General features: G+C 45.7%; 9 protein-coding genes and 1 pseudogene. 2 read left to right on the top strand and 8 right to left on the bottom strand.

What is annotated here, in order from left to right:
* Positions 1 to 61 precede the first annotated feature (61 nt).
* Positions 62 to 1,786, bottom strand: coding sequence for an acetate--CoA ligase (acsA, locus tag ACBP55_RS16850; protein WP_464652873.1), 1,725 nt, complete (start codon positions 1,784 to 1,786; stop codon positions 62 to 64).
* A gap of 223 nt (positions 1,787 to 2,009) precedes the next feature.
* On the opposite strand from acsA, the gene ACBP55_RS16845 reads away from it, so the two are divergent.
* Both ACBP55_RS16845 and ACBP55_RS16840 read left to right on the top strand, forming a co-directional pair.
* Positions 2,010 to 2,648, top strand: coding sequence for a GNAT family N-acetyltransferase (locus tag ACBP55_RS16845; RefSeq protein ID WP_464652872.1), 639 nt, complete (start codon positions 2,010 to 2,012; stop codon positions 2,646 to 2,648).
* A 70-nt stretch (positions 2,649 to 2,718) separates the two neighbouring features.
* The gene (locus ACBP55_RS16840; RefSeq protein WP_464652871.1) at positions 2,719 to 3,903 is read left to right on the top strand and encodes an acetoin utilization protein AcuC; all 1,185 of its coding nucleotides are present in this window, start codon (positions 2,719 to 2,721) and stop codon (positions 3,901 to 3,903) included.
* 49 nt (positions 3,904 to 3,952) lie between these two features.
* On the opposite strand, the gene ACBP55_RS16835 is transcribed toward ACBP55_RS16840, so the two are convergent.
* The 7 genes and pseudogenes from ACBP55_RS16835 to ACBP55_RS16805 form a co-directional block, all read right to left on the bottom strand.
* On the bottom strand, positions 3,953 to 4,654 hold the full coding sequence (locus ACBP55_RS16835) for a 5'-methylthioadenosine/adenosylhomocysteine nucleosidase (RefSeq protein WP_464652870.1): 702 nt from the start codon (positions 4,652 to 4,654) through the stop codon (positions 3,953 to 3,955).
* An 89-nt stretch (positions 4,655 to 4,743) separates the two neighbouring features.
* Positions 4,744 to 5,748 carry a catabolite control protein A gene (gene ccpA / locus ACBP55_RS16830; RefSeq protein ID WP_029195586.1) on the bottom strand — a complete coding sequence of 335 codons (1,005 nt, stop codon included), beginning with the start codon at positions 5,746 to 5,748 and terminating at the stop codon, positions 4,744 to 4,746.
* 257 nt (positions 5,749 to 6,005) lie between these two features.
* The gene (locus ACBP55_RS16825; RefSeq protein ID WP_464652869.1) at positions 6,006 to 6,413 is read right to left on the bottom strand and encodes a hypothetical protein; all 408 of its coding nucleotides are present in this window, start codon (positions 6,411 to 6,413) and stop codon (positions 6,006 to 6,008) included.
* A gap of 126 nt (positions 6,414 to 6,539) precedes the next feature.
* Positions 6,540 to 7,082 carry a type 1 glutamine amidotransferase domain-containing protein gene (locus ACBP55_RS16820; protein WP_029195584.1) on the bottom strand — a complete coding sequence of 181 codons (543 nt, stop codon included), beginning with the start codon at positions 7,080 to 7,082 and terminating at the stop codon, positions 6,540 to 6,542.
* Between the two features lies 1 nt (position 7,083).
* Complete coding sequence (ptsP, locus tag ACBP55_RS16815) at positions 7,084 to 8,823, bottom strand: phosphoenolpyruvate--protein phosphotransferase (protein WP_464652868.1); 1,740 nt, start codon at positions 8,821 to 8,823, stop codon at positions 7,084 to 7,086.
* Positions 8,820 to 10,708, bottom strand: a pseudogene (locus tag ACBP55_RS16810) (glucose PTS transporter subunit IIA). Before ACBP55_RS16810 ends, ptsP begins: the two are co-directional and overlap by 4 nt.
* Positions 10,709 to 10,903: 195 nt before the next feature.
* Positions 10,904 to 11,653, bottom strand: a complete 750-nt coding sequence (locus ACBP55_RS16805) for a hypothetical protein (RefSeq protein WP_464652867.1) — start codon at positions 11,651 to 11,653, stop codon at positions 10,904 to 10,906.
* Between the last annotated feature and the right edge of the window lie 105 nt (positions 11,654 to 11,758).

The following is an 11,758-nucleotide window of genomic DNA, read 5'->3' as shown; positions in this document are numbered from 1 at the left end:
ATAAATAAAAAAGCCTCCCTCATACCCAAGAAATCTGGTACAAGGAAGGCTTGCTTGCTTATTAGTCTTCGATCGTCGATAAGTCGCCTGTTGGCAAATTAAGCTCCCAAGCTTTAAGAACACGGCGCATAATTTTACCACTGCGTGTCTTAGGCAGCTTGTCTTTGAATTCAATTTCACGAGGAGCCGCATGGGCAGAAAGCCCTTCTTTAACAAATTTGGAAATATCCGCTTTGAGCTCATCAGATGGTGTGAAGCCTTCACGCAGAGCGATAAACGCTTTAATGATCTCTCCACGCATCGGGTCAGGCTTGCCAATAACTCCAGCCTCTGCAACCGCCGGATGCTCAACGAGCTTACTCTCCACCTCGAAAGGACCTACGCGCTCACCTGCTGTGTTAATCACATCGTCCACTCGACCTTGGAACCAGAAGTAACCCTCTTCATCCTGATAAGCCGAATCTCCGGAAACGTACCAACCTGTCAAACGGAAATATTCTTCGTATTTAGATGGATTATTCCAAATTTTGCGCATCATCGAAGGCCATGGCGTTTTGATAGCTAGGTTCCCCATCCGGTTAGAAGGCAGAACGTTCCCTGCATCATCAATAATAGCCGCTTCAACGCCCGGAATTGGGCGCCCCATTGAACCAGGCTTGATCGTCATGGATGGATAGTTACAGATGAGTTGTCCACCCGTTTCAGTCATCCACCAAGTGTCATGAATACGTTGGTTATAAACTTTTAACCCCCAACGTACAACTTCGGGATTTAACGGTTCGCCTACGCTAAGTACGTGACGAAGCGAAGACAGATCAAATGAAGTGACCACATCATCACCGGCACCCATCAACATACGGAAAGCCGTTGGCGCACTGTACCAAATAGTTACTTTATATTTCTGAAGCGTACTATACCAATCTTGGGGACTGAACCGTCCGCCGCGAATGACATTCGTTGCACCATTTAACCATGGAGCAAAGATCCCGTAGGAGGTACCTGTTACCCAACCTGGATCCGCTGTACACCAATAAATATCGTCTTCTTTAAGATCTAATACAATTTTACCCGTATAATAATGTTGAAGCATAGCGTTTTGAACGTGATAGACACCCTTCGGTTTACCCGTTGAACCAGACGTATAATGGATAATTAATCCATCCTCGCGATCCAGCCACTCGATGTCAAGTTCTGTTGAAGCGCTTTCCATCTCTTTGTAGAAATCAACTTGTCCTTCAGCTAGCTCCACGTTATCTCCAACGAGAATGACATGCTTCAAATGCGGAAGCTCATTATAAGGAACACGCGATAGTAAACTTGGTGTCGTAACGATCGCTACGGCTTCACTGTCTTCCAAACGGTCTCTGACTGCTGTTTCCATGAAAGCCTCAAATAACGGCCCAACAACAGCGCCTACTTTGAGGGTTCCGAGTAAGGAATAGTAAAGTTCCGGTGTGCGCGGCATGAAGATGAAAACGCGTTCGCCTTTACCAACGCCAAGTCCTCGAAGCACATTACCAAACTGATTGGACTTTGCTTTCATTTGACCAAAAGTGATTGCTTCTTCTCGCTGATTATCGCTGTAGTACAGAGCGATTTTGTCCTTTTTGGATGAATCTGCATGGCGGTCAATAGCTTCATAAGCCATGTTAACTTTACCTGTTTCGTACCAGGAAAAGTTCTTCTCAATGTCTTTCCAATCAAATGATGCATGTGTTTCTTCATAATTGTTCATGTTAGGATTAGGGGATACAGCTTCAATGAGTTCAACTTTCATTTGATCCATGTACGTAAAACCCTCCTCACGTGGTAAACCGTTTTCATTTTACTGACTATTTCAAGCAAAATGTGATCGATTTTTGACATATTCTATTATATCATACTAGGAAATATTCGCCTACGTTAAAAATTCGTCTTTTAATTCCAACCAAAGTTTGGTATAAGAATACTATGACCTAACGGAAGAGGAAACGTTCATCATGCTGTTTTTTAAAAGGAGGGCTAAGGTTATGCAACATATCAAAATATACCACTCACACAGCCTGCGCGCAGCTCCTGATCAGCCCGAAATTATCATAGAAGGCCCTGTTTCAGCAGAAAGTTTGCAAGAGCTTATTATGCATACCAAATTAGATGCGTTCCGCAGACCCAAGGAGCAGTTAGAGGCTCTAGTCGAAATCGCACAATTACCTGAAGGTCGTATCATCATTGCAAGAGTCGGCTCCATCATTGTCGGCTATGTCACCTTTCACTATCCCGACGAAATTGAGCGTTGGTCACAGGGTCATATGCAGGATTTAATTGAACTCGGCGCCATCGAAGTTGCAGACGACTACCGATCCATCGGATTAGGGAAAAAGATGATTCGACTCGCTTTCGAAGAAGAGCAGATGGAGAATGTCATCTGTTTCACCACGGAGTATTATTGGCATTGGGACTTGGAAACAAGCAAATTAACAGTCTGGGAATACCGTCAAATGATGGAGAAGCTGATGAAAAGCATCGACATGATTTGGTTTGCTACGGATGACCCAGAAATATGCTCACATCCAGCCAACTGTCTAATGGTTAGAATCGGTAAAGAGGTGCCGATCTCTTCCATTGAACAGTTTGATCGCATTCGTTTTCAGCAGCGGTTCATGTATTAATTTCAATTGTAATCGCAGGATTTCTAGGGCTTCAAGCGAAATTGTTAGTCCATTCGGGGGAATTAGGGATATGAACAAGAAGGCAAGTCCTGTCTTTATCTATGATGATCAAGAAATTCAATATAAATTTAATGAAAATCACCCGTTTAATCAAGATCGTCTGACAATGACGGTGGATTTGCTGCGCAAAGCCGGCGCGCTCCCTGACAGCGCGCTATGGGCTCCTCGCTCCGCGACAGATAGCGAGCTGCTGCGGGTTCATTCACCCGCTTACATCGAAGCCGTGAAAGCGCTTAGCTGTTCCGTGCCGGAAGCTGCTTGGATCCGAGAAGCAACGCGCTTCGGGCTGGACACAGACGACACGCCCTACTTCGCCGGGATGCATGAAACCACGGCGAAGGTCGTAGGCGGCTCCATCACCGCAGTCGAGCTGGTGATGTCAGGCAAGGCTCCGCACGCCCTTCACCTGGGCGGCGGGTTGCACCACGCCCTGCAGAGCAAGGGCGCAGGCTTCTGCGTCTACAACGACGCGTCCGCGGCGATTGCGCACGCCAAAGAGATGTACGGCGCCAAGGTGCTGTACATCGATACAGATGTGCATCATGGGGATGGCGTACAGTGGGCCTTCTACGCCGATCCACAGGTATGCACACTTTCTATTCACGAGACGGGGAAATATTTATTCCCCGGCACGGGCGCCGTAAACGAACGCGGCGAAGGCGATGCGTTCGGCAAGAGTATTAACATACCGGTGGAGCCCTACACCGAGGATGAGTCATGGCTGGAGTGCTTCGGCGAGGTGCTTACCGAGACGATTCGAAGCTTCCAGCCAGACGTCATTATCTCGCAGCATGGGTGCGATGCCCATGCTTTTGACCCGCTCGCGCATGTCCATTGCTCCATGCGCGTGTACAAGGCTATGCCCGAGCTGATCCACTCCCTTGCGCACCAGTGGTGCGAAGGGCGCTGGATAGCGCTCGGGGGCGGCGGGTACGACATCTGGCGTGTCGTACCGCGGGCTTGGAGCCTGCTCTGGCTCGTTATGAGCGAGCAGGCGGTCTTAGCTCAGCTGGAGGCTCAGCCTCAGCTGAAGCTGCCTCAGGCGTGGCTCGACGCCTGGCAGAGCAAGAGCCCGGTCCAGCTGGTGGATACGTGGCTGGACCCCGTAGAGGCTTGGGCGCCGATTCCAAGGCGCCAAGCGATTGCCGAGAAGAACCGGCAAACGAAGGAACTCGCCATGATGTATTTGAAGTAGAAAAAAAGCTCAGAACCGCCATTTCGGCGACATTCTGAGCTTTTTTTATTTATAGATGCTTCACGATATCCTCAACCATTTTGTACGAATTCTCAGATGCTTGAACGGTAAACTCAGCAAAGTTAACATGAGCTGAACCATCTGCTTTATCGGACATCGATCGCAGAACGACGTATGGAGTTGCATTCATCGAACAAACTTGAGCAACCGAAGCTCCCTCCATCTCAACACAAACACCGCCAAGCTCTTCGTACAGGCTAGCAACCACTTCTCGACTTGCAATAAACTGGTCCCCCGAGAGTACTCTCCCCTTTTTAACCTTGCCTGCAAACAGCTTTTCACCTGAAGCAACAGCCAGCTCAACAAGCTTGCTATCCGCTTCGAAGATGGATTTCGCTTCATAAGGGATGACGCCACGAGCAAACCCGAGTGCTGTAACATCCATGTCATGCTGCATGCACTCACTCGATATCACAAGATCCCCGATATTCAGCTCTGGATCTAAAGCTCCCGCTACACCCGTAAAAATAACAGCTTCAACGCCGAAGTTATCAATTAGAATTTGAGTCGTCACTGCCGCATTCACTTTCCCTACACCTGTTCGGCATACGACAACTCGCTTGTCAAAATACGTACCTTCACGAAACGTAATGCCAGCTTTGATCGTTTCACGCACATCGGTCATATGCGAAACTAGCAGCTCTATTTCTTCGTTCATCGCTCCGATTAGAGCAATTTTATTCCATGTCATTTCATTTATCCTCTTTCCCTTATCTACATGAGAAAACCTCTACCGAGATCACCCCCAAAGGAATGACCTCGCTTAGAGGTTTGATTTGATTAAGATTGTGTAACGGAGTTACGGTAAATAATTTCGTGCGGCAGGATAACCTGCATATGATCTGTTGACTCTTTATTCATCAGCTTCGTTAGAAGACGCATTGACACTGCGCCGATATCATACATCGGTTGTGCAACTGTCGTTAAAGTCGGTCTAACCATGGAAGCCATGCGAATATTGTCCACGCTAATAACGGCGATATCTTGCGGTACTCTAAGTCCATTGTCTTGAATCGTGTGAATGGCGCCAATCGCCATCTCGTCGGTTGCAGAGAAGATCGCTGTCGGTCTTGGTGAAAGCTCCAAGAAATATTTCACGGCGTCTACACTTGATTCATAACGATAGTTCCCAATGCGAACATATTCATCACGCAGTGGAATACCTGCCGCATCCAATGCTTTTTTGTAACCTTGATAACGCGCAAATCCATTCGCTGGATCATGCAGAGTTCCGGATATCATGGCAATATCACGATGACCGGCTTCAATCAGCACATTCACAGCATCGAAAGCAGCTTTCTCGTGATCGATATCAACAGATGCCATGGCTTGATTCTCATCCTTCGTACCGCATAAAACGACAGGTACGGAAGACGTACGGAATGCCTGTGTATGTTCCTCTGTTACAACGCCACCCATGAAGAGCAAACCATCAACCTGCTTTTCAAGCAAAGTGTTAATAACACGAATTTCTTTTTCTTTCTTCTTGTCCGCATTACACAAAATGATATTGTAATGGTACATATTGGCAATATCCTCAATCCCACGTGCTACTTCAGCAAAAATGGAATTGGAAATATCGGGTATGACAACACCAACGGTCGTTGTCTTCTTACTCGCTAAACCCCTTGCTACCGCATTAGGGCGGTAACCGAGACGCTCAATGGCTTCAAAAACCTTCTTGCGTGTTTGCGGCTTAACGTTAGGATTGTTGTTTACAACCCTAGAAACGGTTGCCATCGAAACTCCTGCTTCTCTTGCTACATCATAAATGGTTACGGTCACGGTTACTCTCTCCATTTTCAAAAGTATTCTGCGATCCTAGTATATTATCGTTATGATACGACAAATTAATCCATCTTGCAATGTATATTGAAAATGCTTTGAAAATAATTTCAATGTTTTTTCAAAAGATGTACACATTATGCACGGATAACCGACATTATCGTCCATTAGGGGCGTGTGAATTCGTCAAGGTTGATGCTTTTATACGGTTATATCAATTACAAAAGCCAACCCCCATTGGGATTGGCCAAAACTGCTTATGTCGATATTGCACTCTGCGTGATTTGTGATAACCGCTTGCGAATTTCTTCGGTCCATGGTTCATCACCCAGCGATTGCGCTAGCAATAGGATGTCCAAAAGTTCATTGATCCGTTCTTCAACGATCTTTTCCATGGAATCATTCATATGCTCTTTTTCAGTCACCTTCAGCAGCAGAAAGGCAACTTCCGAAAGTTCATGAAAAAAGAGCTGCTGCTTCTCAGGCTTACTCCCCAGCCTGCCGATTAAACCGGTAAGTTCGGGTTTGACATGAGGAACAACTTCACTGCGACCACACGCTTCACATGAGTAAATAGGTACATTCTCAATGTCGACTATGTTCTGATAAATAACCGTACGAAGACGAAGGTTCATCGTGCGTCCGCACTTACAATACTTTTGCATTCTAACACTCCTTCTACTTTGCGGGCGGCATGTACATGAGTTGCTTGTACTATGATATTCTACGATTTTAATCGATTTCCTGCCGAATGAAGAGTAGTAGTTTTTGCCACCTATGGTAGAGGAATGTTACTTTTCCTGTTGTTTATTAAATTGAATAAGCTCATCCACAAACCGCTTGGAAAAAGCGGGAAGATCTGGCGGGCGACGCCCAGAAATGATGTTGCGATCGACAACCACTTCTTCGTCCAACCAAGTTGCTCCTGCATTTTCGAGATCATCTCGAATGCCTGGCGTCGACGTCATCGTGTACCCTTTTACGATTTTCGCCGAAATCAGCACCCAACCTGCATGACAGATTTGAGCAATCGGCTTAACTGCCGCGTGAAACTCCTGCGTTAAACGAATCACGTCCGGATAACGACGAAGCTTATCAGGCGCCCATCCTCCTGGAACATAGAGGCCGATGTAATCGGAAGACTTTACTTCATCGAAGGCATAGTCTGTTGTAATAGGCACACCATATTTACCGTGGTACACGGCTCCTGCCTTAGGACCGACAATATCCACAACGACCCCGGATTCACGCAAGCGTAGAACAGGATACCACATTTCCAAGTCTTCAAACTCTTCATCAACAAAGGCTAATACTTTTGTTCCTGTCAATTCCATGCTAATTTCCTCCTACAATGGATTCTGTTTGTTCGGTTTGAGCAAGCAGTTCTATGATTTCATCACTTGTTTTGCAAACTAGAATTTCATTGACTAACTGTTTGCACTTATTAGCGTCGCTGCTTAATAAACGGTGTTTCACTTGTAACAGTGTCTGCACGGAAATACTAAGTTCTTCTATTCCCAATCCCAGCCAAATCGGAAGCGCTCGGATGTCACCCGCCATTTCACCGCAAACGCCTACGGGAATTCCTACACTTTTGGCCGAGTCGATCACATGTTTAAGAAGCCTAATAACTGCCGGATGATAGGGATTATATAAATGCGCGATGTTTTCGTTCATCCTGTCCACAGCTAATACATATTGAACAAGATCATTGGTTCCAATGCTCATAAAATTCACTTCACTTGCTAGGACATCCGCGATGAGAGCTGCAGCGGGCACTTCAATCGTTAATCCAACTTCGATGTTTGCATTATACGGCAAGCCTTGAGCATACAATTCCGCCTTAGCTTTCTCGAGCAGAGCTTTAGCCTGACGCACCTCATCCAGGGAAGTGACCATAGGATACATAATTTTCACGTTGCCGTAATGGCTGGCCCTTAGAATCGCTCTAAGCTGCGTCATAAACAGATCTTTACGGTCCAGCGAGATACGAATCGCCCGATACCCAAGAAATGGATTATCTTCTTTTGCAAGCGGCAAATAATCAAGCTTCTTATCTCCGCCAATATCGAGCGTTCGGATGACGATGGGGCGACCTTTAAGCTGCCTCGCTGCATGACGATATACTTCATATTGCTCGTCTTCGCTCGGAAGTGAATCACGGTCCATGTACAGATATTCCGTCCGAAACAGACCTACTCCAGAAGCCCCGTTACGTAAAACTTGATCGATTTCCAGCACGGAATTGATATTGGCATGTAAATTCACATAGCTCTTATCCAACGTTACTGGAGCAACGTCAGCTATCTCTTGCAAGCTTTCTTTGAACTCGAGCCAATTCTTTTTGCGTGCTTGATACCGCTCAATCGTTATTTTATCAGGATTAATGTATAAGGTACCCTCTTGTCCATCGATAATGAGGAAGTCGCCATTTTGTATAGGCCGCAGAAGCTTGCCTTCCAAACTGAGCACATACGGTGCGGACATTGCTCTTGCCATAATGGAAACGTGCGAATGTGTACCACCGAGAATCGTTAGGAGTCCAAGCACATTAGCCGGATCCAAGTGAGCCAATTGCGATGGCGTTAGCTCTTTGGCGACCAATATATAAGGATGATCGATCGGTGGTACTGTTGAGCTTGTATCGCCGAGCAAGTGTTTCAGAAGCCGGTTTCCGACATCTTTAATATCAAGTGCTCGTTCCTTCATATATTCGTCGTCAATGAGATTGAACATATCGACAAATTTATCGATAACTTCTTTTACAGCGACTTCCGCCGCTTTGTACTGCAGTTCAATAATCCCCTGAATCTCGTTCATAAAAATGGGATCTTCCAAAATCGCCAAATGCGCATCAAAAATATAAGCTTGATCCTGTCCTACTACATCCTTAATCTCTTGCTTAATGATCTCTAGCTCATCTTTGGAAGATCGAATACCATCATACAAACGTTCAAATTCATAAGACAAATCGGTGACATCAATCATTTTCTCAGGAAAATCCCACTCCCAAGTAGGTATGACAAAAGCCTGACCCATTGCGATCCCTGAAGACGCTCCTATTCCTCTGATCATCCATTCGTCCCCCCCGATTGTTTAGTAGGCTTTAGGACAACAGACATCACAGAACCTTGGCCTTTTTTGACAGCTTTAAATGGAGCAAAGCTCCAAGATTTAACAAGATCGGGATTCGTAATAATCATCGGTGTCGCCATCGATGAAGCGAATTTTTTAACTTTATTATAGTTAAACTTAACTAGCAATTGCCCGGTTCCACGTGATCGCCTTCTTTAACTACTGCGTTAAAGCATTTACCCGGCAAACTAGACGTATCGATGCCGATGTGCAGCAGGACCTCCAAGCCTTCCTCGGTCAGGATGCCAAGGGCATGCATCGTCGGATAAATGTGCATAATTGTCCCGGCAACAGGAGAAACCAGTTCTCCTTTCTCGGGAATAAAAGCAACGCCGTTTCCTACCAAACGCGAAGCAAAGATACGATCAGGCACTTCTTCAATCGGAATCATGCGTCCTTGCATTGGCGAAGTAAATAACACCACATGAATATCTTTGCGTAATACTTTCATAATCTCTTCACGAATTAGCTCTGAGAATGTTCCGAACACGACCTGAACATTGCCTCCTCCAAGACGGATGACGCCTGCTGCTCCTAAGTGTCGTAATGCCGTGATGTCCATCAAACGATCATTGGCAAGTGTAAGACGCAATCTGGTAATGCAGGCTTCAATCTTCTTAATATTGTCTTTCCCACCGAGTGCTTGCAAAATAAGTGGAGATCGATATGGAATATCGCCTGCCCACTCTTCAAGTGAAGATCCTTCTTCTCTACCGGGCGTAGGAATCTGGAACCGCCGAATAGCCCAGCGGAACAAGAAATAGTAGAGAAGCCCATAAACGATACCGATCGGTATAAGCAATAAACCGTTATGCGATAGGTGCAAATTAATGACGTAGTCGATGGCCCCGGCCGAATAAGAAAAACCGTGTTGAATGTTCAATTCATAAGCCAACCACATGGCTGCTCCAGACAAAATCGCATGAATAACAAATAAATACGGAGCTACGAAGAGAAAGGCAAATTCAATAGGCTCCGTAACGCCGGTTAAAAAAGAAGCTAGCGCTGCCGTCAAGAACGTCGCCTTAATCTTCGGTTTCAAATCTTCCCGCGCTTCTCCAATAATCGCAAAAGCGATTGCTGGGAGGGCAAACATCATAATGGGATACAATCCCGCCATGTACATACCTGCCGTCGGATCCCCGGCAAAATACCTAGGTAAATCCCCATAAGCCATGTGTCCCGTTGGCGTACGATAAGCACCTACTTGAAACCAGAAAAAGTTATTCAAAATATGATGCAGACCCGACGGTACAAGAAGACGGTGCGCGATCCCATAAATAAAGGCGCCCATGCCGCCTAATCCAAGCAGCCAATTGGAAAGCTTGCCCATCCCCATTTCTAAGTAGGGGCCAATAGTGATCATAATATAAGACACTACAAGCGTGGACAGCCCCATAATAAGCGGAACTATGCGGGGACCACCGAAAAATTGTATGTATTCCGGGAGCTTGATTTCTTTACAGCGATGATAAATAATAGCAGCAAGTAATCCAATTAATATCCCACCCGGTACACCCAGTTGAAATTGAGTCCCCAGTTCATGTTCAATTAGTCTTGTGAACATAAAATAGCCCAGCATGGCTGATAAACCAGCAATCCCAGCACTTTCTGTAAGGCCTAGCGCCACACCAACAGCGAAAATGATTGGTATATAATCGAAGACCGTATTCCCAGCCAACAGCAGCATATCCCCTAAGCTAGATGCGTGAATGACATCCCAAGGTAGATCCCCTAGACGAAGCAACACAGCAGCGATAGGAAGCGCAATGGTAGGCAGCATTAATGAGCGGCCAAGCTGTTGTAAGTTCCCCATCCAGTTCAAACGTATGCTACCTCCTAAGATTTTGCTTTAGCAAAACAGACATCGTAAGCACAAGCTCAGCGTTTTCGAAGAAAACTGCCTCGTAAGCATAAGCCCTTCTTATCAAATCGTAAAGCTTGTTAGCCTGTTTGTCAAAACAAAATAAGCAGGTCGGCGTTCGACCTGCTCGTAAATTCATTCAAAACGGTTCCCCTATTAAAACGAGGAATTATATCCGGATTGTTGCCCCATGCTAGGATTATTAAATCCGGAAATAAAAGATTGAAGCGATTGTTGTGGCATGTTTTGCTGCATGTTTTGCTGCATGCTTTGTTGTGATCCATAGCCACTTTGGAAGGATTGCTGCGAAGGTGTCGTAGAATCACCGCGCAAATTCGCATCATGCCCAGGTTGATTCCCACGATAGTTCGCCGTATGGAAAGCGTTAGGTGAAACAAAAGATTGTCCATATGGTTGTTGATTGGATTGAGCGGAACTACTGAACTGACTGGTAGCAAATGGTTGTTGTTGTTGTTGTTGTTGTTGAGCGGATGAATAACCATATTGTTGGGGTTGGTTAGAACCGAATTGGCTGCTCATTGGGCTATAAGAAGAATATCCGCCCTGGAAGCTACTCTGTTGCTGTTGCCCAGATGGCATCGAAGAATCGCTACGAAGGTAAGCGTCATGGCCTGGTTGATTTCCGCGATAGTTAGCTGTGTGAAAAGACTCCGGAGAGGTTGCTTGAGATGTTTGAGAATTCATTTGACTGAATCCTTGGTTGTATCCTTGGTTGTATCCTTGGTTGGTTTGACCAGTGTTAGATTGATTATAGAAAGATTGTACGGCCCCAATCGGTTGATACTGTTTTTGATAACCCTGATATTGCGCATTGTTCCCCTGGTAACCTTGTGAAGATTGATAACCCTGGGAAGCTTTCCCAAAGCTGTTGTTATTGTTGTACATGTGTAAATCCTCCTCGGACTCTCAAATTTTTGGACACCTTTTTTGGGGCCTTTTTTATTCTCTCCGCTTGTTGATTTTTTATTTATGGAAGCCATTGGGATGTCC

The organism is Paenibacillus sp. WG02 (assembly GCF_055396115.1).
Note: the sequence above shows the minus strand (reverse complement) of the source record. Positions and strands in the feature narration are given on the sequence as shown.